This is a genomic window from Pseudomonas cremoris (assembly GCF_014230465.1).
The window spans coordinates 1-25,496 of sequence record NZ_JAAXCY010000008.1 but is presented as its reverse complement, the minus strand read 5'-3'; the positions used below and the strand labels follow the sequence as shown (position 1 = coordinate 25,496).

Annotated in this window: 27 protein-coding genes; 8 read left to right on the top strand and 19 right to left on the bottom strand. The window is 58.2% G+C overall.

Annotation, left to right across the window (positions count from 1 at the left end):
- Nucleotides 1–173: 173 nt before the first annotated feature.
- Complete coding sequence (locus tag HF257_RS20055; protein ID WP_185707879.1) at nt 174–479, bottom strand: PepSY domain-containing protein; 306 nt, start codon at nt 477–479, stop codon at nt 174–176.
- A 155-nt stretch (nt 480–634) separates the two neighbouring features.
- Between HF257_RS20055 and HF257_RS20050 the strand changes: the two genes are divergently transcribed.
- Nucleotides 635–1,498 (top strand): sterol desaturase family protein, encoded by an 864-nt coding sequence (locus tag HF257_RS20050; protein WP_185707878.1) that lies wholly within the window; start codon nt 635–637, stop codon nt 1,496–1,498.
- On the opposite strand, the gene HF257_RS20045 is transcribed toward HF257_RS20050, so the two are convergent.
- Nucleotides 1,490–2,143, bottom strand: a complete 654-nt coding sequence (locus tag HF257_RS20045) for a helix-turn-helix domain-containing protein (RefSeq protein ID WP_185707877.1) — start codon at nt 2,141–2,143, stop codon at nt 1,490–1,492. The two genes, HF257_RS20050 and HF257_RS20045, sit on opposite strands and share 9 nt — an antisense overlap.
- Entirely contained in the window at nt 2,144–3,271 is a 1,128-nt protein-coding gene (locus HF257_RS20040) for a glycerophosphodiester phosphodiesterase family protein (protein ID WP_185707876.1), read from the bottom strand.
- Between the two features lie 232 nt (nt 3,272–3,503).
- On the opposite strand from HF257_RS20040, the gene HF257_RS20035 reads away from it, so the two are divergent.
- Entirely contained in the window at nt 3,504–3,827 is a 324-nt protein-coding gene (locus HF257_RS20035; protein WP_185707875.1) for a DUF2025 family protein, read from the top strand.
- Nucleotides 3,828–3,876: 49 nt separating this feature from the next.
- On the opposite strand, the gene HF257_RS20030 is transcribed toward HF257_RS20035, so the two are convergent.
- Both HF257_RS20030 and HF257_RS20025 read right to left on the bottom strand, forming a co-directional pair.
- Complete coding sequence (locus HF257_RS20030) at nt 3,877–4,200, bottom strand: antibiotic biosynthesis monooxygenase family protein (RefSeq protein ID WP_185707874.1); 324 nt, start codon at nt 4,198–4,200, stop codon at nt 3,877–3,879.
- A complete protein-coding gene (locus HF257_RS20025) occupies nt 4,197–4,898 on the bottom strand; it encodes a CTP synthase C-terminal region-related (seleno)protein (RefSeq protein ID WP_185707873.1) in 702 nt (233 codons plus the stop codon). The genes HF257_RS20030 and HF257_RS20025 overlap by 4 nt, the downstream gene beginning before the upstream one ends.
- Before the next feature lie 80 nt (nt 4,899–4,978).
- Between HF257_RS20025 and HF257_RS20020 the strand changes: the two genes are divergently transcribed.
- Nucleotides 4,979–5,860 (top strand): LysR family transcriptional regulator, encoded by an 882-nt coding sequence (locus HF257_RS20020; RefSeq protein WP_185707872.1) that lies wholly within the window; start codon nt 4,979–4,981, stop codon nt 5,858–5,860.
- A gap of 140 nt (nt 5,861–6,000) precedes the next feature.
- On the opposite strand, the gene HF257_RS20015 is transcribed toward HF257_RS20020, so the two are convergent.
- The 4 genes from HF257_RS20015 to HF257_RS20000 form a co-directional block, all read right to left on the bottom strand.
- On the bottom strand, nt 6,001–6,519 hold the full coding sequence (locus tag HF257_RS20015) for a DUF1003 domain-containing protein (protein ID WP_185707870.1): 519 nt from the start codon (nt 6,517–6,519) through the stop codon (nt 6,001–6,003).
- 76 nt (nt 6,520–6,595) lie between these two features.
- Complete coding sequence (locus tag HF257_RS20010) at nt 6,596–7,957, bottom strand: methyl-accepting chemotaxis protein (RefSeq protein ID WP_185707868.1); 1,362 nt, start codon at nt 7,955–7,957, stop codon at nt 6,596–6,598.
- A gap of 226 nt (nt 7,958–8,183) precedes the next feature.
- Complete coding sequence (locus HF257_RS20005; RefSeq protein ID WP_185707866.1) at nt 8,184–9,242, bottom strand: diguanylate cyclase; 1,059 nt, start codon at nt 9,240–9,242, stop codon at nt 8,184–8,186.
- A 189-nt stretch (nt 9,243–9,431) separates the two neighbouring features.
- Complete coding sequence (locus tag HF257_RS20000) at nt 9,432–10,058, bottom strand: TetR/AcrR family transcriptional regulator (protein ID WP_185707864.1); 627 nt, start codon at nt 10,056–10,058, stop codon at nt 9,432–9,434.
- Between the two features lie 123 nt (nt 10,059–10,181).
- Between HF257_RS20000 and HF257_RS19995 the strand changes: the two genes are divergently transcribed.
- The 3 genes from HF257_RS19995 (at nt 10,182) to HF257_RS19985 (ending at nt 13,767) form a co-directional block, all read left to right on the top strand.
- Complete coding sequence (locus HF257_RS19995; RefSeq protein WP_185707862.1) at nt 10,182–11,240, top strand: MBL fold metallo-hydrolase; 1,059 nt, start codon at nt 10,182–10,184, stop codon at nt 11,238–11,240.
- Between the two features lie 328 nt (nt 11,241–11,568).
- Nucleotides 11,569–12,114 (top strand): hypothetical protein, encoded by a 546-nt coding sequence (locus HF257_RS19990; RefSeq protein ID WP_233081397.1) that lies wholly within the window; start codon nt 11,569–11,571, stop codon nt 12,112–12,114.
- A gap of 201 nt (nt 12,115–12,315) precedes the next feature.
- On the top strand, nt 12,316–13,767 hold the full coding sequence (locus HF257_RS19985) for an amidase family protein (RefSeq protein WP_185708204.1): 1,452 nt from the start codon (nt 12,316–12,318) through the stop codon (nt 13,765–13,767).
- 160 nt (nt 13,768–13,927) lie between these two features.
- On the opposite strand, the gene HF257_RS19980 is transcribed toward HF257_RS19985, so the two are convergent.
- From HF257_RS19980 to argH, 7 genes are all read right to left on the bottom strand, one after another.
- Entirely contained in the window at nt 13,928–14,287 is a 360-nt protein-coding gene (locus tag HF257_RS19980) for a helix-turn-helix domain-containing protein (protein ID WP_185707860.1), read from the bottom strand.
- Nucleotides 14,288–14,462: 175 nt separating this feature from the next.
- Nucleotides 14,463–15,416 carry a hypothetical protein gene (locus HF257_RS19975; RefSeq protein WP_185707858.1) on the bottom strand — a complete coding sequence of 318 codons (954 nt, stop codon included), beginning with the start codon at nt 15,414–15,416 and terminating at the stop codon, nt 14,463–14,465.
- A 54-nt stretch (nt 15,417–15,470) separates the two neighbouring features.
- Entirely contained in the window at nt 15,471–16,640 is a 1,170-nt protein-coding gene (locus HF257_RS19970; protein WP_185708203.1) for an MFS transporter, read from the bottom strand.
- A 148-nt stretch (nt 16,641–16,788) separates the two neighbouring features.
- A complete protein-coding gene (locus HF257_RS19965; RefSeq protein ID WP_185707856.1) occupies nt 16,789–17,610 on the bottom strand; it encodes an ABC transporter substrate-binding protein in 822 nt (273 codons plus the stop codon).
- Between the two features lie 25 nt (nt 17,611–17,635).
- Nucleotides 17,636–18,400 carry an amino acid ABC transporter ATP-binding protein gene (locus HF257_RS19960; protein ID WP_016974699.1) on the bottom strand — a complete coding sequence of 255 codons (765 nt, stop codon included), beginning with the start codon at nt 18,398–18,400 and terminating at the stop codon, nt 17,636–17,638.
- Between the two features lie 24 nt (nt 18,401–18,424).
- Nucleotides 18,425–19,303, bottom strand: coding sequence for an amino acid ABC transporter permease (locus tag HF257_RS19955; protein WP_185707854.1), 879 nt, complete (start codon nt 19,301–19,303; stop codon nt 18,425–18,427).
- A 97-nt stretch (nt 19,304–19,400) separates the two neighbouring features.
- On the bottom strand, nt 19,401–20,828 hold the full coding sequence (gene argH, locus HF257_RS19950) for an argininosuccinate lyase (RefSeq protein WP_185707852.1): 1,428 nt from the start codon (nt 20,826–20,828) through the stop codon (nt 19,401–19,403).
- Nucleotides 20,829–21,021: 193 nt separating this feature from the next.
- On the opposite strand from argH, the gene HF257_RS19945 reads away from it, so the two are divergent.
- The gene (locus tag HF257_RS19945; RefSeq protein WP_185707850.1) at nt 21,022–21,981 is read left to right on the top strand and encodes a LysR family transcriptional regulator; all 960 of its coding nucleotides are present in this window, start codon (nt 21,022–21,024) and stop codon (nt 21,979–21,981) included.
- A 264-nt stretch (nt 21,982–22,245) separates the two neighbouring features.
- Nucleotides 22,246–23,790: a Fic family protein gene (locus tag HF257_RS19940; protein ID WP_185707848.1), complete on the top strand. Its 1,545-nt coding sequence runs from the start codon at nt 22,246–22,248 to the stop codon at nt 23,788–23,790.
- 42 nt (nt 23,791–23,832) lie between these two features.
- Here HF257_RS19940 and HF257_RS19935 read toward each other — a convergent pair whose 3' ends face one another.
- From HF257_RS19935 to HF257_RS19925, 3 genes are all read right to left on the bottom strand, one after another.
- Nucleotides 23,833–24,477 carry an HAD-IB family hydrolase gene (locus tag HF257_RS19935; RefSeq protein ID WP_185708202.1) on the bottom strand — a complete coding sequence of 215 codons (645 nt, stop codon included), beginning with the start codon at nt 24,475–24,477 and terminating at the stop codon, nt 23,833–23,835.
- 160 nt (nt 24,478–24,637) lie between these two features.
- Nucleotides 24,638–25,147, bottom strand: coding sequence for a hypothetical protein (locus tag HF257_RS19930; protein ID WP_185707846.1), 510 nt, complete (start codon nt 25,145–25,147; stop codon nt 24,638–24,640).
- 72 nt (nt 25,148–25,219) lie between these two features.
- A partial coding sequence (locus tag HF257_RS19925) for a ribonucleotide-diphosphate reductase subunit beta (RefSeq protein ID WP_185707844.1) occupies nt 25,220–25,496 on the bottom strand: 277 nt, incomplete at its 5' end.

Below are 25,496 nucleotides of genomic sequence, written 5' to 3'. Positions count from 1 at the left end.
TCGATGTGGCGGCAATGGCTTAATGCCTTGGCTGATGCCTGGAAGTCTAACGACCTTGCGTTAGGTAGGTGTAGTTTCATTTATTTTTGAGGTGTTTTTCCTACGGCTTGCCGACGAGCGCCCACAAAAAAAACGCGCCACCCTGGGGTGGCGCGGTTTTTCGGGGATTGAACTCACGTGTCTTGCTTGTTTTCCAGCACTTCGCCGGTCTTGGCGTCGAGTTTCACCTCCCACTTCACGTTGCTGGTATCACGCATTTCGACTTCGTACACCAGACGACCAGCCTTGTCGTCCAGCTCGGTGTCGGTGATGGTCGCGCCGGCATGTTTGGCCAGGGCATCAGCATTGAGCTGTTCGAAGGGTTTGACCGCACCGGACTTGAGCAGGCTCGGAATCTGGTCCGGGCGAACGTCCGCTTGGGCGAGGCCGGCGGTCAGGGTCAGGGCGGTGGCGGCGAACAATGCGGTCAGGGTTTTCATGGTGTGTGTCCTTCTGAGGTGAACTGTTTAAGTGGCCTCAGGTTAGCCAGCACAACTTAACTCACCCTTAATTATTTCAAGCAGTTGCGCAGTTTATTCAATCCGCCAAGCGCGCCGGATCGCATGCTCAGTCCTCATTTAAAGGGAGACTCGGGATGAAACGGTTAGTGAGTTGGGTCTACGCGCCCGCATTTCTGCTGGGGTTTATTGGGTGGGGTATCTGGCAGCCGCACTGGCTGGTACTGGTGTTTGTGGTTGCGGTAGGGGTGTCGTTCCTGATGGAGCAATGGCTGCCCTACGAGCGGCAATGGAACCGCAGCTTGGGCGATCGTCGGCGCGACACCTTGCATGCGCTGGTCAACGAAAGCCTGAATGCCGCAGGCTTGCTGATCCTGCCAGGGCTCACCGCACTGCTGGCGGTCGAAGGCGTCTGGCCACGGGGCTGGTCGCTGTCGGAGCAACTGTTACTGGCCATCGTGCTCGCCGACGCCGGTATCACCCTGATGCATTACGCCAGCCACCGCATCGCGCCGCTGTGGCGCTTGCATGCGGTGCATCACAGCGTGCAACGGTTGTATGGGTTCAACGGTTTGATGAAACACCCTTTGCACCAGATGCTCGAAGCCACTGCTGGGCTGCTGCCGTTGATCCTGCTGGGCATTCCGTTGGACGTGGCGCAGTTGCTGGCCTTGGCGATTGCCATTCAGTTGCTGTTGCAGCACTCCAATGTGGACATGCGCGTGGGGCCCTTGCGTTGGGTATTCGCGTGGGCGCCGGTGCATCGTTTTCACCATATGAAATACGGCCGTGCGGGCGATGTGAATTTTGGGCTGTTTTTCAACCTGTGGGACTGGCTGCTGGGCACGGCGTATTACCGCGAGGGTTATCGCATGGGGCCAGGGGACCTGGGGATTGGCAGCCGCCCGGATTTCCCGGTGGCGTATGGGGCGCAGATGCTGGACCCGTTCAAGCCTGTGCGCCTGAGCAAGGAGCCATCACTGCCAGAGCAATTACGCTAACAGTTGCACATCCAGCTGACGCAATGACGCGGCGGCCGTGACGCCAAATAGCTGCTTCATTGTCCGCGAAAAGTGCGCCGAATCGGCAAAGCCCGCGCCGTGGGCCGCGTCGGTCAACGTGCTGCCGGCGAGTGCCAATTGCAGGGCGACGCGCAACCGGCGCCACAGCACCAGGCGGCGCACCGGTAAACCCAGTTGATGGCTGAACAGGCGTTCCAGCTGGCTCAACGACAAATGCGCGGCCTGGGCCAAGGCCTGCGCTGACACTTTACCGCTGAGTTGCTGGTCCAGGGCGGCGAGGGCACGTTCCAGGCGCGGATCACCCAGGCTACGCCGGGGCAGTTGGCGCAATGCCTCCAGAGACAGGTCCTGATGCAGCAAGGGGGCGATATCAAACACCGCAGGCTCGGCATACAACACCGTCACTTCACCCTCGGAATCGAGAATGGCATGGGTCTGCCGCGAAGGGATAAACAGGCGCCGGGCCGTGGTGACCTGGCCGTCCAGGCTCACCGTGATCGGTACGCCGGAGCTGCACATCAGTTGGTGTGCGTAGTGCGCATGGGGCGCAGTGCGCCCCAGCTCGCCGACGATCAGGCCGTAGTCACGCCCCAACCACAGGCGGCCTGACCATTGGGCCTTCACTCAGTACTTATAGTCGTTCAACAGGTCCTGCACGCTGGACGACGGCCAGCGCTTGTAGAACTTCAACAGCTCGGCGGCGCGGTTGGTGAAGATGCCATCGACGCCGGCGCTCATCACTTTTTGGAAGTCCACAGGCTCGTCCACGGTGTAGACGTGCACCAGCAGGCCCTTATCGTGGGTCAGCTTGTTCATCTCAGGCTTGACCAGGTCGGTGTAGCTCTGGTCGCCATGGTTGGTCAGCTCAGCCGACGGGCCGGTACCGATCGCACCGAGGCTCTTGGCTTCGTCGACCCATTTTTCGAACTCGGCGGCGTCTTTTGGCTCTTGCTTGGCGTAGTAGGCGGCCTTGGTCGCTTCACCTGATTCAGCGAAGGTTTGGGTGGACTTCGGTTCGATACTGCCAGCACCCACCCACAACAGCAGGATTTTCGGGGTGTTGGGCATTTCTTTCTGCAGCTCTTTCAGGCTGTCTTTTTCAAACGTCTGCAGCACCACGCGGCCACGGCCCTGACCGACGCCGGTGTTGCTCTTGCCCAGCTTGGAGCCGGCGGAGCTCAGCCAGCCTTTGTCCAGCAGCTTGTTCTTCAGGTCGGCTTCGATGCCCGGGAATTGCTTGGGCTCTTTGGTCTCGATGTACAGGCCGGGTTTGTGCTGCGGGTTGCCTTCGGCGATCTTGATAATGTCGTCCAGGCTCTGGATCTTCAGGCCCACGAAGCCTGGGCGCGCGCGGTCAGGGTAGGCGGCGTTGAACCAGCTGCCGGCGTCGAGGGTTTGCAGTTCTTTCCAGGTGAATTCGTTGGCCGGGGCGTCTTTGCGCTCGGGGAACTTGGTGGCCACGTCGGTGGTGCGCTGCAGGTTGTTGTCGTGCAGGGCGAACAGCACGCCGTCCTTGCTGCGTTGCAGGTCCATTTCCAGGTAGTCGGCACCCAGGTCACGGGCGACCTTGTAGGCTGCGGCGGTGGACTCGGGGGCGTCATAGGAAGCGCCACGATGGGCGATGACCGCCGGGTACGGAATGCCTTCGTTTGTTGCCAATTCAGCCGGGCTGATGGGGTCGGCAGCCTGTGCTTGGCCAAGGCCCAGCATCAATGCGAGCAGCAGGGCGCTCTTGGTAAACGTGACAGGCATATGCGAAGTCCTTTCGTGGAGGTAACTTTGAGAAGGCGTCCTTTTTAACAATTGATTGCGAAAGGCGCTATCACCAAACCGACATTAACGTGCGCGCGGGCCAATTTTCTCGGTTTTTTTGTAGTGCATTGCAGTACTCTTGCCCGAAGCTGCCCCGTTAGAGGGCAGTAATTTCTGCCACGCGTGTAAACCATCTTTCCAGTCCCGGTGGGACTTTTCAGTGAGGTTTACCATGCGCATCACTTCCGAGCTTATCTGCCAGGCCGCCGACCAACTCCATGGTTTTGTCGGCCTGAACCGCAAGACCGGCCAGTACATCGTACGTTTCAGTGAAGACGCCTTCGGCATGGACGTGGCCGATGACGGCATCATCCCCACTGCCGAATTCGTCTGGCTGCCGGCCCCCGAGCATGCCATGACCCTGTCGCGCGAGCGTATCCAACTGCTGCTGGACCAGAATATCGACGACCGTATCAACATCACCGAACCGTTGCGGGTGTACATGCGCCGGGTGGAAATTCCACAGATCAGTGCGTTGCGCAGTCTGGTGAGCTGAGTAAAACGACGCAGGTCGATTGTGGGAGCAGGCAAGCCAGCTCCCACATTCATGTTGCGTTAAAGGTGTAGGCCCGCTCCACCTTGCACACCCGCGTCTGAAACGCCGAGTACCAGGTTGCCCGCCCTTGCTCACGCACCGCGCTATGCTCGGCCTGCTGCTTCCACGCCACAATCGCCGCCTCGCTTTCCCAATACGACACGGTAATCCCCAAGCCATCCTCACGCGCCGATTCCACCCCGAGAAACCCTGGCTGTTCACGTGCCAACGCCAGCATGCGGCTGGCAGCCTCGCTGTAACCCTGGTCACCCTCGGTGCGCAGTGAGCTGAATATCACCGCGTAGTAGGGGGCGGCTGGTGTGCGGGCGATCATGCCGACAGCGCCTGGCAAGCCTTGAGCAGGGCAATCGCCAGCGGCGGCGTGATGCCCTTGAGCGCTGCGCGTTCGGGTTGAAACAGGGTGGCGACAAAAAACGGATGGTCGAGCAGTTCCACGGCGCGCAAATCCCCTGATGAATCATGGCCGCTGGGAATCAAATCGCCTTCCAGCAGGGCGTCGAGGAACTCGGGGTTTACGCCGTAGCGGCAACGATAGCCTTCGCTGAGATCGAGGGTGCCGTAGGCCTCGGCGATGCGGGTGTAGGGCACCAGGCGCACGGTGTCGGTGGCTTCCACCAGGGCGCAACTCAATGGCGTGATGACTGCGCGTGTGGCCTGCGGTGCCAGTTCGCCATGTTCGGCATCGGCCCAGCCCAGTACATTGCGGGCATATTCCAGTACTGCATGTTGAAACCCGCCACAGGTGCCGAGGAAAGGTCGCCGGTGCTCGCGGGCAAAACGGATGGCGCGCAGTGCGCCGTCGGTGTCGCGGTAGGGGCTGGCGGGTACGCACCAGAAGCCGTCGAAGTCGTGCAGTGAGGGCGGCAGCGTGTCGGTATCGAGCCATTGCACGTGGACCGTCAAACCGAGGCTGTCGGCGGCCTGTTCCAGTGCCAGTGGAATCGCCTGGTGGGCAGTGACGTCGGGGTTGTAGTCGCCGATCAAGGCGAGGTGCAGCGGGGTGTTTTTCATTGCGTGCGACCCATGGCTTGTTGTGTCCTGAGGCGCACTATAGATTGGCGTTCACGCAATCAATATTGGCGTTTGCCCATATGTTCAATGCAGCAACGCACTATCAAATTGACTACCCTGACCTGTCGCTGATCCTTGCCCTGGTACGCGGGGGCACCCTGGCGAGGGCGGCGGCGTTATTGCGGGTCGATGTATCAACGGTGTTCCGCGCGGTGCGGCGCCTGGAGGCGGCACTGGGCCAGACCTTGTTCGAAAAAAGCCGCGCCGGCTATCTGCCCACCAGCCTGGCCAGAGACCTCGCGCAGCAAGCCGAGCGTGCCGAGCAAGCCTTGGAGGCAGCACGTATCGGCGTGGAGCAGGGCGGCGAAGTGATCAGCGGCACGGTGCGCCTGACGTGCACCGACTCGGTGTTACAAGGCTTGCTGCTGCCCGCCTTGGCGCAGTTCATGCCGGCATATCCGGCGCTTGTCCTGGAGCTGAGCACATCGAATGATTTTGCCAACCTCAGCCGGCGCGACGCGGATATCGCCCTACGCCTGACGAAGACGCCGCCGGAGCACCTTGTAGGACGTTGCCTGGGGTCGGTGGCTTATCAGGTCTGCGCAAGCCCTGCCTACGCCCGTCAGCACGAGGGCGGTGCGTTAGCCGACCTAGCCTGGATCGCCCCGGATGACTTCCTCCCCGATCATCCCACCGTCGCCTGGCGGCGTGAGCACTTGCCGGGTGTGAGGCCCAGTTATCGTTGCAACAGCATGTTGTCGGTCACCGAATTGGTGCGGGCGGGGATGGGCGTGGCGGCGCTACCGAATTTTCTATTGGATGACGGTTTGCAGCCGTTGGGCCCTGCGTTGGCGGGGCATGATACGGCGCTGTGGTTACTGACACGGCCTGACTGCCGGGCCTTGCGCTCGGTGGTGGCGTTGTTTGATGAATTGGGCAGGCATGTGCAGATGCGGTCGTGAGTAAAGCAAGGAAACAAAATGTGGGAGCGGCGGTGCGACGATTCGACTTGCTCGCGAATGCGCAGTGTCAGTCGATCAATTAAGTGGCTGACACACTGCTTTCGCGAGCAAGCCCGCTCCCACAGGGGATTGGTGTGATTTCAGGTTTTACGCACGAACTGCTCATGCATCTCGCACGTCAACGTCTCGATGCGCTCGGTCAACTGCTTGGTCATTTCCGTCAGCCGGGTGTTCTGTTCCAGCAACTCAAGCAGCTGTTTGGTGGTCTGCGCAGCCTGGGCCTGGCGCTCGGTATTGGCCACGGCCAGGGCTTCGCGATGTTGTGCGTCGGCGTCGGACTGGGCTTTGTCGCGGGCGGCTTGACGTGTCTGGGCCAGCAGGATCAACGGCGCGGCGTAGGCCGATTGCAGGCTGAACGCCAGGTTGAGCAAGATGAATGGGTACACGTCGAAGTGCGTGACGCCGGTCATGTTCAGCACCACCCACAACACTACGATGGCGGTTTGCGCACCGAGAAAGGTCGGCGTGCCGAAGAAGCGCGCAAAGGCTTCGGCCTTGAGGGCGAACGTATCGTTGCCGAAGGTGGGCGCCAGGTGGGCGTGGCCTCGGTGGAAACGCAAATGGTCGACGGGTGCGGCTTCGGGCTTGTCGGGGGTCATGGCGGGCTCGGATCCTGTGCTTGAAGTCAATCTCGCACTATAGACCGAGCCCCCCGCCAGGCGCATGAAGAACGGGTCAGTTGCCGCCACGCTCGTTGGCAAAGGCACTGACGGCCTGTACCGCGTCGCTGGTGCCTTCACGAATTTGCAGAATCACCGTGCCGGCACGGTTGGCCAGGTCAACACCCTGGGCTGCACGGTCGCGGGTGCCCTCCATGCTGTCGATGGCTTGGCGGGTCTCATCCTGGATCATCGCGATCATGCTGGAGATCTCGGCGGTGGAGCCGCTGGTACGCGCCGCCAGTTGCCGTACCTCGTCAGCCACTACCGCAAATCCGCGGCCTTGTTCACCGGCGCGCGCGGCTTCGATGGCGGCGTTGAGTGCCAGCAAGTTGGTCTGGTCGGCAATCGCGCGAATGGTGTTGACGATGGCGGTGATCTGCTGCGAACGCTCGCCCAGCTTGGCGATCAGTTGCGAAGATCCGTCGATGTCGGCGGCAATTTCACGCATGCCGCTGGCCGTTTGCTGGATCACTTCGGCGCCTTTTTCGGCAATGTCCCGGGTGGTCAGCGAGATGTGATAAGCCTGGGCTGCGCTCGCCGCATCGGCGCTATGTTGTTGCACCATGGCGGTCACGTCGGAGGCGAACTTGACCACTTTGCACAGGCGGCCGCTGGCGTCGTACACCGGGTTGTAGTTGGCTTCAAGCCACACGGTCTGGCCATTTTTATCCACTCGCTCAAACTGACCGCTGAACATTTCGCCCTGGTTCAGGCGTCGCCAGAAATCGCCGTAGGCCGAGCTGTTGGCGATTGCCGCTGGGCAGAACAGGCGGTGATGCTGGCCTTGGATCTGCGCCAGGCTGTAGCCCATGCGCTGCAGGAAATTGGCGTTGGCCGTGATGATGGTGCCGTCGAGGTTGAACTCGATCACCGCCATGGCCCGGCCGATGGCGTCCAGCTTGGCGTTGGCTTCACTTTCGGCTTGCAGGCGTGGAGTGACGTCCATCGCGTACTTCACCACCTTGATCACCTGGCCAGCCTCATCCCGCACCGGGTTGTAGCTGGCTTCCAGCCATACCGACTGGCCAGTGCCCGCAACACGCTCGAAGGTCCCAGATTGGAATTGGCCATTGCGCAGGTTCGACCACAACTGGTTGTACTCGGCGCTGCGGGCGAACGCCGGGGTGCAGAACAAGCGGTGAGACTGGCCCGCGACCTGCTCGGCGCGGTAGCCCATGGTGCTGAGGAAGTTGTCGTTGGCCCGCAGCACGTTGCCTTGCAGATCGAATTCGATCACGGCCATGGAGCGCTCGATGGCGTCCAGCAGGCTGGCCTGTTGGGCCACTGTGTGGTGAAGGGTCGCGATGGTTTTTTTGTGGGCGTTGAATAGTGGCATGTTCGGGTGCTCGGGCAAGCAAGCGTCGGGGTTATCCATGCAAGGTCGCCTGCCCCCGTAGGGCGCTGGGGCCTTACGGTTGACGTGCTCATTGTCAGCTTCCTGGTGCTGACAGAGGGAGTGGAACAACGGGTTCAGAGTTGCGCGTTGTGTCAGAAGTTCGGCCCCGAAACAGGTACTTTTCACACAAGGCGACCAATGGCGGCATTATGCTATTGCCGTGCGCACGGGTAGGAAAAATCAGACGAGGTGTCATAGGACAACTTCAGGCGGAATGAGCGACCATTTCTGCGCTGACATTGACTCGGTTGCGGCCGGTGTCTTTGGCTGCGTACAGCGCCCGGTCTGCCGCATTCAGCCACATTGCCGCATCGGTGAACGACGGTTGAAAGCTGGCCAGGCCGATGCTCAGGCTGACCCGCAATTCCGGGATTTGCGGGTTGCGGTAATTACCGAAGTTCTCGCGCATGCGCTCCATGACCTGCGCAGCTTGCTCAAGGGCCATCTGCGGAAGAATCACGCAGAACTCATCGCCTCCGTAGCGCCCGGCCAGGTCGTTTTCCCGCAAGCTGCTCCGCAACTCCAGGCTCAACTGGCGCAGCACCGCGTCACCGACGATATGGCCGTGGGTATCATTGATCCGCTTGAAGTGGTCAATGTCGATCAGCGCAATGGTGGCGTGGCCTTGTTGCTGTTGGCATTTGTGGAACTTGAGTTGCAGCAGATCTTTCCATGAGCCGTGGTTGAGCAGGCCGGTGAGGCTGTCGATGCGGCTCAGGGCGCTGAGCGCGCGTTTGTGTTCCGACAGTTTGATCGCCAATTGGTAGCAGACCAAGCCGATGGCCATGGGGTAGAGCGTGAGCATGGGCAGGCAAGCGTAGACCTGTGTCAGGCTGACCGCGGGGTTGAAGTCCAGGCCAAACAGCAGGCCGGCCACTCCCACGCCAAACGCTTGCGCCAGCGCACCGCGCAACAGCAAACGCTTGCCGCCCGCAGCGACGTTGTTCATGGAGACCATCGACAATAGGGTGACGCTGGTCAACGGGGCGAATTGCAGCGTAGCCACCCAAAATCCGCTGAATAATGCGTCCCACACCAGGTTGCGTTGTTCAGCGTCGTAGGGGAGTTTGGAGCGAGTCGCCAGTTGATATGCCAGATGCGGCCAGACAAAACCATTGATCAACAGCAATGCCCAGACCCAGTCAGGCTTTGCCAGCGGGGACAAGGCGGCAATCACACTGATACAGCACATGGCTGTGCCGATGATTCTTGGCCTGTAGATGCGCCTGGCAAATGAAAGCCCTTTGCCTTGTCTGTTTTCCATAGATTCCTGGGTCAACTCTTTTTGCAGATACGACAACACGCGTTCGCGAGGTAACCGTTGATCGGATAACACCTGTGAATATTGTCAGTGATTCGCGTGGGAATAATCAGTGTCCTTTCAGGCCATTTGCGCAAAACAGAGGGCGAATGCGTCAAAAGCGACCTGAAATGTCGTTCATACAACAGGGTTTTACTGCGCAGGAGGGGGATTAACCTCATAACCGGCCAGAAACAGGTCGATGGCCGACTCGATCACACTGGCCTGGCTGGCGGCGTCGAGAATAGGCTGACCGAGGGTAATCTGCGGCCAGAAGGCGAAGGCCTTGAGCATGCCTTGGATCTGGTGGGCGGCAAATGCTGGGTCGTTGCCGCTAAGGCGGCCGTCTTCCTGGGCGGCGCGTACCCACTGGGTGAAGCCTTCTTCCCGCTTGCTCAGACGGTTGACCATGTCTTGCGCACGTTCCGGCGAATGGATGGTGGCGGCGATGGCAACGCGAGCCAAGTCGAGGAAATTGGCATCCGACATCATCTGCATCTTCGCCTCCAACAACCCGCGCAATTGATCGCGCAGCGGGCGGTTGCGGTCGTAGCTCACATCCAACTGCGCGACGCTGCTGGCCCAGAGTTGATGGAGAATTTCGGCGAACAACTCTTCCTTGCTGGGGAAGTGGTTGTACACCGTGCGTTTGGACACCCCTGCGGTGGCGGCAATCTTGTCCATGCTGGTGACCTCGAAACCGTTATCGCGAAACTCGGCGATGGCGGCAGCCACAATGGCTTCGCGTTTGCGGTCGGTGAGGCGTCGAGGGGCAGTCATGGGTGGCGCTCGTCTCTTTCGGTAAAATTACACTCGGTAGTTTACTTGTTCCGAATTTTGTTGCAATCTTGAAACTACACTGTGCAGTGTAATTTATGAGCGGACCAACGGAGTCTCCTGATAATGGCCACCATTTCATCGCGTATCGACCCTTCACCTGTGGCGCTCAAGCCTGCTGAACAGGATCAAGGCCACTTCAGTAATGACGCCCCCGTGCAGCACGGCGGCTTTGGTAAAACCCTGCGTATCTTCTGGAACATGCTATTCAACAAACCGCGCAGTACGCGACCGGTAGGGCAAATTCCGGTGCAACCGCTGACCCGCGAGCAGTTGATGGCGGCACCTGATCACAGCGTATTCCGCCTCGGGCATTCCACCGTGCTGATGAAAATGCGCGGCAAGTTCTGGGTCACCGACCCCGTATTCGCCGAGCGCGCCTCGCCATTCAGTTGGGCCGGCCCCAAACGTTTCCATCAGCCGCCCATCAGCCTTGAAGACCTGCCGCCGTTGGAAGCGGTGATCCTTTCCCACAACCACTACGACCATCTTGACCACAAGGCTGTCGTCCAATTGGCCGCGAAGACCCGTTACTTCCTGGCGCCGCTGGGTGTAGGCGATATTCTGATCAAATGGGGTGTGGATGCCAGCAAAGTGCGGCAACTGGACTGGTGGCAAGGCACCGAGGTCGATGGCATTCGTTTTGTTGCCACGCCCGCACAGCATTTTTCTGGGCGCGGGCTGTTTGATGCCAACCAGACCCTTTGGTGTTCCTGGGTGATGATCGACGGTGCGCGGCGGATTTTTTTCAGCGGCGACACCGGTTACTTCGATGGCTTCAAACGTATTGGCGAGCAGTACGGCCCGTTTGATCTGACCCTGATGGAAACCGGTGCTTACAACGTCGACTGGCCACACGTGCACATGCAGCCGGAGCAAACCTTACAGGCGCATATCGACCTAAAGGGCCGCTGGCTGCTGCCGATTCACAACGGCACTTTCGACTTGGCGTTCCATGCCTGGCACGAGCCGTTCGACCGCATCATGGCCCTGGCCTGGGAACGCAATGTGTCGATAACCACGCCGCCGATGGGGCAAGCGTTCAGCTTGAACCAACCTGAGCGTGGGCATGCGTGGTGGTTGGCGGTGGAGACCCAAGGCGTTGAAGATCGTGCGGTAGGCTAAGAAACAGCTGCCCTGGAAAAAGGAATTTTCAAGGTGTTTCCACCTTGCGACAAGCGCACGATGACGGTGCGATGATCCCGGGAATTCTAATTCTCGGGAGTCGCTCAGGATGGACGAAAAGTGTAGGAAATATTGGCGTCCATACATGCCTTGCCCCACAGGGCGCGCCCCATCGTCATCCTCAGACTGCATTGCGCCGTCGACGTTTTCCGACAATACGAACGAGAGCCCAGGCAAACGCGGTATTGCGTTCGGGGCTGCGCCCCACGCTTCTGAACATCCGGTAACGAGCCCCCCCGTTCCCAGGCTCGATGTGCCTGGGCCGCTGATGAAAACTGTCCGTGATCCGGCATTGTCACTCAATGCCTTGAGTGGCATCGACCCCGAGGGCCCCTTGATGGTGGAAGTCCCCGTAGTGCTGAATAACAGCACCTTCACCTCCGTCCAGGCGTTGGCTGGCTGGCGCATAGGGTTTGCCCACCAATATGTGGGCGCTGGAGAAGCTGAGGCTATGTGCCACAGTGCGGCGTTCCTCCAGGCCTTGAATACCCTGCGCTCGGCGGGTGCGCTATTGGTGCCGGTGGAGTCACATCGCAGCGACGCTGCCAATCAATTCACCCTGCAGACTCGAAATGAAATCGATGCATGCGTAAGCGAACATCGTCTTGACGCCGTGGTGTCTGAAAGTAGCAGTGCTGCGTTTCACGGCGCCTGCAAGAGCGGGTACCCAGGGTTGTGTGAGTCTCTAGTGGATGGAACGAAGCTTTGGTTTTACGGCGCCCGTTGGGCAGGTGATCGTTTGATGGCACTGGTGCAGGTTTATCGCCAGCTACTACAACAGGCCGTCTTGATGCCCACGTCCGATAGAGAGTGATCTGATCAGGCGGCAGGATTCGCCTCAACGGCGCAGCGTGGTTGGCTTCTTAGACTGGTGCCGGGCTATCCATGGATACCCCTAACATTCAGTCAAATAGAGGGTCATTTCATGATTGGACCAATTTCGTCCTTGGGTTGGGCAACGGGCCTGTTCCAGACACTTTCCAATCCTGTGCAAGGCTTCAAGAGTGCCTGCCAGATGTCGGGAGAGATGGCTGGGCAAGGTGGGGTGACGTCAGAGTCCCTGGTTAAAGACTCATTGAAGCAAATCGCCCACATTGATCAGGGGTTACAAGGCGGTAACGCATTTGTCGAAACCAACCCAGATGCCCGGAAAGAGGCAAAGGCGCGAGATCATGAACGTGCAAAGGGCCATGTGCGCGGTTATCTACACGGCGTTCCGATAGCGCTCAAAGATGTGTTTGAAACCAAAGACCGCATGCAGACAAGCGCAGGCTCCAAGGCGTTGGTGGGGGCGCCCGCAACAAAGAATGCGAAGGTCGTCGACAATTTGTTGAGGGCGGGTGTAGTGATCGTGGGTAAAACCAACATGAGCGAGTTGTCCAACTTTCGGTCTGAGTCACCGGCTGATGGGTGGAGCTCACGCGGCGGCCAGACGCTCAATCCCCATCGGTTAGGTGGCCAGGTAGCGGGTTCAAGTTCAGGTTCTGCGGTGGCAGTGGCCCAAGGACATGTGCCGCTGGCCTTAGGGGTTGAAACCAATGGTTCGATTATCGCCCCCGCAGCGTATAACGGCGTTTTCGGACTAAAAACCACGGCAGGCTTGATCAGCACCGAGGGCGTCATGACCAGCTCCCGGATGGATACAGTCGGTACGTTTACGCGAAATATCTGTGATGCGGCGCAAGCCCTCAACGCCATGACCGAAACCCATACCTACGACGATGGGTTACGTGATGATGCGTTAAAAGACAAGCGAATCGGCTATACGCCTTTGCCTGAGTTGTCTGCAGACGATGCACGTAACCCGGCAATACGAGCGGACAGGAAGCACTTTGAGCAGGCGCTTGAGGTATTGAAGGACAAGGGTGCGATTCTGGTGCCGATAGGCCGATTGGATGATGGCGTTTCGCAAGAAACCTATGAGGGCTATAACGATGCGCTGTTTGCAGACGTCAAGCATCAGCTCGAAGGGTACTTGGCCGGCCGGAACGGGTTGCCGGTCAAATCGTTGTCGGAACTGATCGCGTTCAACAAGCGCGACCAACAGCCTGGAGATCCTGACCAGGCGCTGCTGGAAATGATCAATGGCTTGGACGTGCCTCAAGAGCAACGCGAAAAATTGTGGGAAGACATCGTGCCGGTTTTCCAGAAAACCATTGATGAGCCGCTCAAGGAACATAAGCTCGACGCGATGCTCTCGAACTTTCTGTCCCACAGCTACTTCTTCAGCGCTGCGGCGGGCTATCCAGGCATATCGATACCGTCCGGAATGGATGATGAAGGTATGCCCACCGCGCTTCACCTATACGGTACGGGTAACAGCGAGGCTACGTTGCTGTCGATTGCCTATGGTTATGAACAGGCGTCGCAAGCGATCAGGGAACCTGCCTTTCTGCCTGGCGTACCTTTCTCGCCAGAGTTTGTGAATGCAGACGAAGTGGTTGAGACGACAGAAAAGAGCGACTGACCGTACTTAAATCTCAACGTGCAGGAATGCAGTGGCGATTGTTTCCAGTGTTTGAGTCATAAAGTACGGCGCGGTTTACACCCAAGGCCATCGAGGCAGTTCGTGGCCTTGGTCATACGTCTGAACACCGCCGGACTCAGAAGCCGGAGAGTGCTGGGCGCTAAGCTTCACTGGGCTGAGGTCCTGTGGGACCGATCAAGCGAGCGATGATGCCTTGCGCAGCGGGCTCTGCGGGTGCGCTGTCAAACCGGCGCACACTCATCCCCCACCCCGGTGCAAACCCCGGGAAAAACACCAGCCCCTCAGCCTCCAGCCTAAACGCCAGGGTCAAACGGGTTTCATCTTCGACCTCGGCGTGGCTTTCAAAGCGTTGCACCGCATCCACCGCTATACCCGCCTGGCGGGCCAGGTCTTCCCGACTCCAGCCCAGCATCGCACGGGCTTGTACACTGTGTTTTGCGGTGAATTGATGCAGGACGATCTGCTGTTCGACGAAAGAGCTCATTGCCAGGGAGGACATGGGGGTTTCTCCAGGGTTTGACGGGGGAGGGCAAACTATACTGTGTTTTTGTACAGTTGTTTTGACCGCTCATCAACTGGATTTTTCCTCAGTGCCTGCGCTGCTCTATTTTGAACGCTGCAAGGCCGCGCTTGATCGCTTCCATCTATCGGCAATCGTTACGTGCTCAAGTTGATTAAAGGCCTTCCACCCCTGGCGCCTCTCGAATAATCAGGTGGTCCAGGTTTTCGATATTTGCGCTGAACACCCCGAACGTCTGATCGGGGTTTTTCTTGCTCGGTACCTGTTGCAGTTCCGGCGTTACTCCATAGAAAAAGCAATACAACGGCCGCTCGCTGTCTGCCGCTGCCTTGATCTGCTCCAGAAACGCCTTGCGCTTGCGGTAGTTCTCGATGAGTTTTTTGCTCAGGTAGACGTTGACCGAATAGGGCTTCCTGTCGAGCCACACCTTCTTTTCGAAGTCGATGCGAAAGCTGCTGGTGTAGTCCTTGATCGCCTTGATCTTGCCCCAGTAGATAAGCCCCTTGTTGTCTTGCAGGTATTCGATCTTCTTGAAAAACGTCCAGTAGGTGGCGGTGTGGTCGCCGATTTTCAACGGCATGGACTTGAGCTTGTCCTTGTCGTCGATGTTGGACACGTAGCATTCCACCGGGTGGGCGAACACGCTGGTTTTGTCTGGGGCTGTGTCGCTGGCAGGCAGGGGAGTGGAGATTCGGCTTGAAGGTGCTTTCGTCGGATCTAGTGGGACGTTTCCTTCGGTTCCTACGACAGGGTTTTTACGCTCGTACTGTCGTCGCGTCAGCAACCATTCCGATGGAAAATTTTCTTCACGCTCGTCGTCGTTTTCGCCGGTCGTCGTCTTGTGCGTGCTGGCGTAACGGCAGCCGTCGATGTGCCGAGTACTGGTCTTGTTTTTGAAGTGTGGGGTGCGCAGGTAATTGACGTTCTTAGCGTTGAAGGTGCTCAGCGCATTACCTGTATCGAACGTGGCACGGCATTCATCGTTGGGGCAGAGGAAGCTGTCTTTGTCGGAGTCAAAGGCAGTGGTTTCGTCGAAATTCAGGTCTCTTACGTCGTAGATCGACAGTTTTTCATCGAGACTCAAGCTGTAGGCCGTGTCGAATTTCATGGGGCTCGGGTCCGTGAGAAGTTTCGCTATTAATAGCGGGATCCAGCGCAAATATCAGCAAGAACCTGCTACGCGCCGCCCACTCAAGAAACACAGAGAGCCGCCCACCGCGGTCAGTGCCCCCAGCGCATAAAACATACTGGTCGGCGCCGCATTGATCAGCAAATACCCACATATCACCGGGCTCATCGCCCCGCCAAAGGCCGCCAGGTTTTGCGCGCCGTAGTAGCTGCCGCGCAGCGCATCCGGGGCGATGGTGTCGATAAACAGAAATTCCGACGGGTAGATGATCATCTCGCCCAAGGTGAACACGAACATTGCCACGCACCAGGTAACCAGGCTGTCCGCGAGGCTGAACCCGATCAACCCGCAGATGAACAGCAGAGTACCCAACACGATCCAATAACGCAGTTGCTCGCGTTTGAGAAAACGGCCGATCTGGTACTGCATCAAGATCACCGTGATGGCATTGCACGCCAGTACCGCAGATAGAATTTTCAGCGCTTCGGCGGGCTTGTAGGCCACCAGCAGAAACTGTGACAGATAAAGCGTATAGCGCCCGTGGACGATGGTGCTCAACAGGCTGCCGCTGGTGAACAGGATCAACGTGCGATCACTTCGCAAAGTGCGCAGGGTGGTCAGGAAGCTCAAAGGTTTGTTGCTGTCATCCCGTTGCGTGGGCGGGATGCCGATCATCAGGAACAGGCTGCCAAACGCGATGGCGCTGGCGATCAGAAATGGCGCCAGTTGCATGTGGCCGGCGATCACCACACCGACCATCGGGCCGGTGGCGTAGCCGACGTTGGTCAGCGTATAGCGCAACGAAAACACCTTGGCCCGGTCGCCCACCGGCAGGTTCTCGCTGATGATGGCTTTGGAGCCGATCAGGAACAGTGCAGACGCCGCTTCGGTGATCACCAGGGTCAAAGTGGTGAGGTAGAGGTTGCTGGCAAAAGTCAGCAATAGAAAGCCTATGGAGCTGGACAACATGGCCAGGATCAGCAGCTTGCGCTTTTCCAGGCGGTCGATGATGTAGCCGCCGTATAGGCCCAGCAGTGTGGCGATGAACACGGCGATGCCCATCAGCAGGCCGATGTCCTGTTGGTTGAGGCCTAGGCGGGTGCTCAACAGCAAGGCCAGCAACGGGCTGGTCATGGCGCGGCTGACCACGATGGTCACCGAGCAGATCATCAGGCGGCGGATTACCAGGGAGTAGGTGGCCACGGTGGGGCGGATGTCCTTGTTATAGCTTCGAGACAACACAGATCAAATGTGGGAGCGGGCTTGCTCGCGAATTCGGTGTGTCAGCCAATATATTCGGTGACTGACTCACCGCATTCGCGAGCAAGCCCGCTCCCACATTTAGATTGTGTTATTGGCCGGAATTGATGGTGATTTTTTCGACCGCACCTTGCTCCAGATCCCACTTCTTGAGGATCTTGCCGTAGGTGCCATCGTCAATCATCGCCTGCATGGCCTCACTGATCGCAGTAACCAGCTCCGTGTTGCTCTTCTCAACCCCAAGCCCGGTGAACTGCTTGGAAAGCGCCAGGCCCACTGGCTTGTACTTACCTTTATCCAGCGACATCAGGTAAGGAATCGTTTCGCTACCTTGCATCGCCGCATCCAGACGGTTCTGCTGCAACTGCGCCCGCGCATCCGCCGAGCCTTCGGTGCCGATCACTACGATGGCTGGCTTACCCGCGGCTTCGCAGTTTTCCTTGCTCCACGCGGCAATTTCCGACGGCCAGGTAGTGCGGCGGCTGGTGCCGACTTTTTTACCGCACAGGTCAGTCAATTCCTTGAGGTCTTCACGTTTGGCCAGGGTGTAAAGCTGCGGGCCGCTGGTGAAGTAGTCGATAAAGGTCACAGCCTTCTGGCGCTCGGCGGTGTCGGACATGCCCGACAACACGATGTCTACGCGCTTGGTGGTCAGCCCGCTGAGCATCTGTTCGAAGCCGGTTTCCTGCCACTTGATCTTCACGCCCAGGCGCTCGGCCAGGGCGTTGCCCAGGTCGAAGTCCAGGCCGGTGATCTTGTTGGTGGCCGGGTCCTTGAAATCCATCGGTGGATAGTTCGGCACGATGGCCGCGCTGATTTCACCCTTTTCCTTGATTGCCGCCGGCAATGCCGCGAAAACTGCAGTGGAGGCCATCAGGCCTGCGAGCAACGTTGGAATAAACAATTTTTTCATGGGGGCGTTCTCGTTTGTTTTTTAGTTAAGTGCGAACGGCAGAAATAAAGCTTTGGGTACGCGGGTTTTGTGGGCTTATTAGAATTTCTTCGGGGCTACCGGCTTCCACAATCTGGCCGGCATCCATAAACACCATGCGGTTGGACACTTCACGGGCAAAACCCAATTCATGGGTGACCACGATCATGGTCATGCCGGTGGTGGCCAAATCACGCATTACCGACAGCACTTCGCCTACCAACTCTGGGTCGAGGGCTGACGTGGGTTCGTCAAACAGCATCAACTTGGGGCGCATCGCCAAGGCTCGGGCAATCGCTACACGCTGCTGTTGCCCACCGGACAATTCCACCGGGTAGGCGTTGCGCTTGTCCGCCAGCCCGACACGGGCGAGTAGCTCCAGCGCGTCTTCAGTGGCTTCCTTGGGCGAGCGCTTGAGCACCTGGCATGGGCCTTCGATGATGTTCTGCAGCACGGTCATATGCGGGAACAAATTGAAGCGCTGGAACACCATGCCGGTGGCCAGGCGCTGGCGGGCGATCTGCGATTCGTTCATCTCATGCAGCTTGTTGCCGACCACCCGGTAACCCACCAACTCGCCGTCGACCCACAGGCCACCCTTGTCGATTTTTTCCAGCTGATTGACGCAGCGCAGCAGGGTACTTTTACCGGAACCCGACGGGCCGATGATGCACATCACCTCGCCTTGCTCGACCTCGATATTGATGTCCCGCAGTGCGTGATACTGGTCGTAATACTTGTTCAGGTTGACGGCCTTGACGATGCTTCTCATGGGGCAAATCTCCTCAACCCAAACTTACGAACGCTTGCCGGCGCCGCGGGCAAAACGACGCTCAAGGCGGCTTTGACCAAATGAAAGAACAGTCACCACCGCCAGGTACCAGATGCCGGCCACAATCAGCAGCTCCATGACCCGTGCGTTGGCGTAGTAGATGTTTTGCGCGTTGTGCAACAGCTCCGAGTATTGGATCACGCTGGCCAGGCTGGTCATTTTCACCATGCTGATGAACTCGTTGCCTACAGGTGGAATGATCACCCGCATCGCCTGCGGCAGAATTACCCTACGCAGCGCTTGCAGGCTCGGCATGCCGATGGACTTGGCGGCTTCGTACTGGCCAGTGTCTACGGACAGCAGACCGGCACGTACCACCTCGGCGGTGTATGCACCCTGGTTGATACTCAGGCCGAGCAGGGCGGCCACGAATGGCGTCATCAGGTCGACGGTGTCGATGCTGAACACACCAGGAATCGCGATCACCGGGAAAATCAGCGCCAGGTTGAACCACAGCAGCAGTTGCAGAATCAGCGGTGTACCGCGAAACAGCCAGGTGTAGGTGATGGCCACATAACGCAGGATCGGGTTGGCCGACATGCGCATGATCGCCGTGATCACCCCGATCACCACGCCCAGCGCCATGGCCAGGATTGACATGACGATGGTGTTCACCAAGCCCCACAGGATGGCCTCAGACGTGAGGAACTGACCGATGTAGGACCATTCGATCTGGCCATTGGCAAACGCACGCAACAACGCAGCCAGTGTGATCACGATCAATGTGGCGAAAAACATTCGCCCGTAATAGCGACGTGGCACGTGCTCGTATTGCGTGATATCGAACTGGTTCTCGGACAACTTTCGCTCGGCTTCCAAGCGCTCTGCCGGGGTTTGGTTCATGGTGCTACTCCAAAAACTAACAACGCTCTAATGCTGTACGCGGTTCAAATGTGGGAGCTGGCTTGCCTGCGAAGGCGCCAGCCCACACACCGCAGATTTAAATCCTGAAACCCTGGTAACTCTCGGCCCACTTTTTTTGCCCAGCCAACGCCACCTTCAACCGCCCAATCTGCTCCCGAACCCGCTCCGGCGCCGTCCCACCCCAACCACTGCGTGCCGCAATCGCCGCCTCCAGCGTCAGGCAGTCGCGCACCTCAGGGGTTAACCGCGCATCCACCTCTGCCAACATCGCCGGCGAGGCTTCCCACAACTCAATCTCATGCTTCTCACAGGCCTGTACCAGCGCGCCGGTAATCTCGTGGGCTTCCTTGAACGGCACACCACGGGTCGCCAACCAATCCGCAACCTCAGTCGCCAAGGTAAAACCCATCGGCGCCTGACGCCGTAGTTCTTCCACCTGCACCTTCATGGTCGCGACCATTCCGGCCATCGCCGGCAGCACCAGCAACAAGGTATCCACGCTGTCCAATACGCTGTGCTTGTCTTCGCTTAAGTCGCGGTTGTAGGAAAGTGGCAACGACTTGAGCGTGGACATCAACCCGGTCAGGTTGCCGATCAAGCGCCCAGCCTTGCCTCGCGCCAATTCGGCGATATCCGGGTTCTTTTTCTGCGGCATGATCGAGCTGCCGGTGGCGTAGGCATCGTCCAACACCACCCAGCGAAACTGGCGCGAAGACCACAGGCAAAACTCTTCCGACAGGCGCGAAATATTCACCCCGAGCATGCCCGCCACAAACAGGAACTCCGCCACGTGGTCACGGCTGGCGACCGCATCGATGGAGTTTTCGCATGGCCCGGTGTAGCCCATTTCCTTGGCCGAGTGTTCCGGCTGACGGGCAATCGCAGAACCAGCCATCGCTGCCGCACCTAGCGGCGACAGGGCTGTGCGCGCATCCCAATCCACCAAGCGCTGCACATCGCGCAGCATCGACTGCGAGTGAGCCAGCAAGTGGTGGGCGAACACGATGGGTTGCGCCTGCTGCAAGTGAGTGAAGCCAGGGCAGATGCTTTCGACGTGCCGCTCAGCCTGCTCCACCAACGCTTGCTGCAAACCCAGCACCTCGGTGGTGATAGTGCGCGCATGGTCCCGTAGGAAAAGGCGCAGGTCGTTGGCCGTCTGGTCATTGCGCGAACGCCCGGCGCGCAGCTTGCCGCCCAGGGTGCCGAGTCGCTCGGTCAACACGCGTTCGATAAAGGTGTGCACGTCCTCGTCATCCAGGGTCGGATGCAGGTTGCCGGCGGCGAAGTCAGCGCCGATAGCGTCTAGGGCTTGCAGCGTGCGCAGGGTCTCCGACTCATCCAGCAGACCGGCGCGCTGCAGCTCACGGGCATGGGCACGGGAGCCCGCCAGGTCGTAAGGCGTCAGGCGAAAGTAGCGCTCGGGGCAACGGGACAACGCGGCCAATGCAGCAGACGGACCGGTCTTGAAACGAGCGCCCCAAAGGCGGTCGGTGGGTTGAGACATGGGTATTCCTCACGCTTGTTTTTAGAAGAGTCGGAGGCAGTAAAAATAAGTTTTCAACTAGACTGAACCAGCGTCTGACGCGCCGTATTCAAGGTTGCCAAGGGCGGATGTTTATGTTCATTATCGCCGCCTGGCTATGTTCAAGGACTGGGTTGAAGCCTGTTGAATATGGCACTAGAGGTCAACGCGTATTATGGAAACCCCACTTTCCACTTCTGGAAACATACCGCCAAAACCCGGCACACGACCGCCCCTGCAACTGAGCGGGCTGGACTTCAAATTGCTGCGCGTGTTCATGGCCGTGGTCGAAGCCGGCGGTTTCAGTGCTGCGCAAAATGAGCTCAATGTAGGCCTGGCGGCCATCAGCAAACAGATATCCGACCTGGAAATCCGCATCGGCATGCGCCTGTGCACGCGGGGAAGGGAAGGTTTTGGGCTGACCGAAGAAGGCAAGCTGGTGTATCAAGCGTCCATCGAGTTATTTACCTCGGTCGACAGTTTTCGCGACAAGCTTAGTTCGGCGCAAAACGAGCTTATTGGCGACCTTAGTGTGGGCGTAATTGATAACACCGTGTCCGACGTTAACTCCCCGCTTATTGCTGCGCTGGGAAAATTACACGGTGACTCGCCAAAAATAAGATTGCGCCTACATGCCTCGCAACTCGACGAAGTTGAGCGCGGCGTCGTGGAAGGCCGCCTGATTGTCGGAATTGTGCCGGTGTACCAGCGTCGTGAAGAGTTCGACTACTTCCCGCTGTACGAAGAAAAGGCCCACGCCTACTGCGCTGTAGGACATCCACTGTTCAATGCGAGCGACATCACCCCCGACGCCCTGCGCCAATACGAAGTGGTGAACCATCGTTATGCGATCCACCGCGACAAGACCAACTTCGTCAACTACGACAGCCAGTCCGCCTCGGCCTCACAAGTGGAAGCCGTCGCGATCCTGATCCTCACCGGTCGGTTCTTGGGCTTCCTGCCGCAACATTACGCCGCGCCATTGGTTAGGGAAGGGCGCCTGCGCGCACTGTGCCCGGAGCATGTCCACTTGAGCACCGCGTTCAACCTGATCCTGCGTCACAACGCCCCCAGAAGCCCGATGGTAAAAGCCTTCGCCACTGCGCTGGGCGTAGACCTCAAAGCCACGGCATAAACACCACTCTACCCAGCAACAGAGATCAAATGTGGGAGCAAGCTGTCGAGCTTTAGCGAGGCTGCGAAGGGATCGACTCAGTGCCCCTCCCGAGCCCACAACCCCGCATCGCCCCTATTCAGACATTTAGCGTTTTCAACGCGAATAGTGGATTTATTAGCAAATTTGAGTGCGCATTAGCATTTTCGTAACCTCGACATTATCGTTTTCGCCTACTATCTCCCAATAGTTATCGTTTTTTAGCTCTCGTTAGGGGATTCGACAATGCAAGTAGGTTTTAAGGCACTCGCTGACCGCTACCGTATCGCGCTTGCGCAACCCCTACGCGTCGAGTCTGTAATCGCTACGACACGCACGAGCCACGAGAACAATGGACGTGTCGAGCGCAAGTACCCGATCAGCTATCAACCCTCGGACGACTTTGCGGGACATTTCGAGTTTGGGCTCAAGTACGAAGAAATTCACCTCGAATTTTTCGCTCGCCTGTTTGCTGCAGTCGGCCCTGCGCCGGTCGAAGCCTGGTGCCGGCAAACACCCTTTGGTCAATATGCCCGCCGCACCGGATTCCTGTACGAGTGGTTAACCGGACTGCATCTTGACGTGCCAGATGTCACTAACGGCGGTTATGTCGACGCAGTTTCATCGCAACTTTACCTGACCCGTGTTGAGCCGATACGGATACGGCGCTGGCGCATCAACGATAACCTTCCTGGCGTACCAGCGTTCTCCCCCTTGATTCGCCGTACCGAGGCCGTGCAAGAAGCGTTGCAGTTTGATCTGGGCGCGGCACTGCGGGAACTGAACCAAGCCTTTGGCGCCGATATCCTGATGCGCACCGCAAGTTGGCTGACGTTCAAGGAGTCGCGTGCCAGCTTTTTGATCGAGAGAGAGGCAGACAAAGCCGACAGGATCCAGCGGTTTGCCCACGTGATCGCCAAGTACTGTGGCCATATTGAGGATCCGTTGAGCAGCGAAAGCCTGCACACGTTGCAAACCGGTATTTTGGGGGAAGAGGCGCTCGGGCTGGGTTTGCGCCGCTCGCCAGTCTTCGTGGGGCAAGCAACCATGCGCGAAGACATCGTGCACTACATTGCGCCGCAATATGAGGTGCTCACACAGCTGCTCGATGGCTTGAAGGCATTCGAGCGAGCAACTCGAGGCTCTGAGTCGCTGGTACGGGCAGCGGTCATTGCTTTCGCCTTCGTGTACATCCACCCAATGCGGGATGGTAATGGTCGGATCCATCGCTTTCTAATCAACGACAGCTTGATCCGTGATAACGCGGTGCCTGATGGCGTGATCCTGCCGGTGTCAGCCACGATCACAAGTTCGATTGATTTCCGGGTGCGTTACGATCGCACGCTGGAGGTGTTTTCGCGGCCCTTCATGCAACGCTACGCCGCGTCCTATCGGTTTGGCGAACTCGTAGTTTACGAGGACGGCACCCGCAGCAACTTGGTCTTTGATGACTACGAGGATGCGCAATTCGCATGGCGCTATCCCGACTTGACCGAGCATGTCTTGTATACGGCACAGGTTGTGGCGCACACAGTCCTTACAGAAATGGCTGATGAAGCACGTGTGTTGGTCATTTTTCAACGCGCTCAAGAGCAGCTCAAAGAAGTGCTGGAAATGCCGGACCAAGATGCAAACCGCGTCATTCGCTCTCTAAAGGAAAATGGCTGGCAGGTATCGGGGAAGTTGAAGAAGGCGTATCCGCAGTTGGAAGTTGCTCGCTTGGCCGAGCGGGTAGTGGAAGCGGTGCGATCTGCATTTGAAGAACGAGACTCAGGTAGCGGCGACAATTGATCGGGATCGCCCCGGTCTCCTTGCCGATCCCGCCCACTAGTATCACCGCTGCAACCGAGCCCGCTTCTTCTTCGCATGAAAATGCCGAAAATGCGCATCCTGCGCCGCCGCCAACAACTCCCGATCCCCACGGGTATCACCCCAGGCCCGCAGCCGATATTCCCCCAGGTCCCCATACACTGCTTCCAGCCTGAGCACCTTGTTCTCACACCGGCAATTATTCCCGGTGAGCTTACCGGTCAACACGCCGTCGACCACCTCAAGCTCAGTGCCGATCAACTTGATCCCCAGCCGATCCGCAAACGGCTGCAACACCAGCGCTGGCGATGCCGAACACAATGTCACCACCGCCCCGGATTTCACTTCATCGGCCACCGACTGCAAGCCGCTGGGGCGCATCAACTTGGTCCAGTACCGCTGGCAATACTCCTGCGCCTTTTGCTGAACCCACGCCTTTTCCACCCCAGTCATAAAGGTGCGGATCAACTGCGCCTTCAACTCATCCCGGCTGATCTGGCGCAGCAAAAACCGCAGTCCAGGTACCGCCAATTTCACCATCCGGCCATAGAACTCGCCGGGGCCAAAGGCGAACTTGAGGAACGGGACGAAACTGTCGTGGTGGGTCAGGGTGCCGTCGAAGTCAAAGACGGAGAGTACTTTGGCGTCAGCGGGGCCGGCTTCGAGCATGTCTGGGTTCACGGGGAGGCCTCGGTCCTATCTAATAATTTTAGTCACGCCTCAGCGATGACAGCGGCCATTTGGACCAATGACAACGCAGGCGGCAATTGGGGAACAAGGCTACAGCATTGGAGGGCTGATGAAAAAAGCAGTCCGCAATGCTTCGACTTTATAGGTATTCCATGCGCTCCAGTCGGTCGGTGGCTTCACGCAATGCGATTTGCTGGTCGAAAAAACGTTGGCGCAGGTATTGAAGTCTTTTTTCCTGCTGTTCTAACGGAAATCTTTCAGGATCATCGAGTATCTCCTGGGCGCTCAATTGGATGATCCTGATGCTTTTCAAAATAAGCTCTACGAAGGCTTTCGCCCTCAGGTGATCTTTTTTTGCTTGGTGCTGCGCTTTCAAGACAATACCGCTGGCAATGAGGCTACCGCCTGCAGCCGCGATGGTGTAGCTGACAAAGGAAGAGGCCAGTTTTAGGTGGGTAAAAAACGTGGAAACTGTATCGTTTTGAGATCCCAGATCCAGACCGTAGGCAATGTATCCGCCTCCCAGTGCCAAGAGGAATCCAATCAGATAAAGGGTAAACGGTTTCCTGTAAAGCCTTCCGCTCAGGATGCCCCAGGCTCCCAGGGAAAGTAGGGCGATGCTGATAAGTGTGAAGACAAGCATTTCCATGCTGTTGATCCGATCCTGAATTTTTGTCAAAAAAAAGAGCTGCCCGTAGCAGCTCTTTTTTCATTTTTTATATCAATCCCAGCTCAGCGCGCCGCCGGTCTGGTACTCAATCACACGCGTCTCAAAGAAATTCTTCTCTTTCTTCAAGTCCATGATCTCGCTCATCCACGGGAACGGATTCGTCGTCCCTGGATACTCTTCCTTCAAACCAATCTGCGACAAACGACGGTTAGCGATGAACTTGAGGTAGTCCTCCATCATCGCCGCGTTCATGCCCAACACCCCACGCGGCATGGTGTCGCGAGCGTATTCGATCTCCAGCTGGGTCCCTTGCAGGATCATCTGGGTC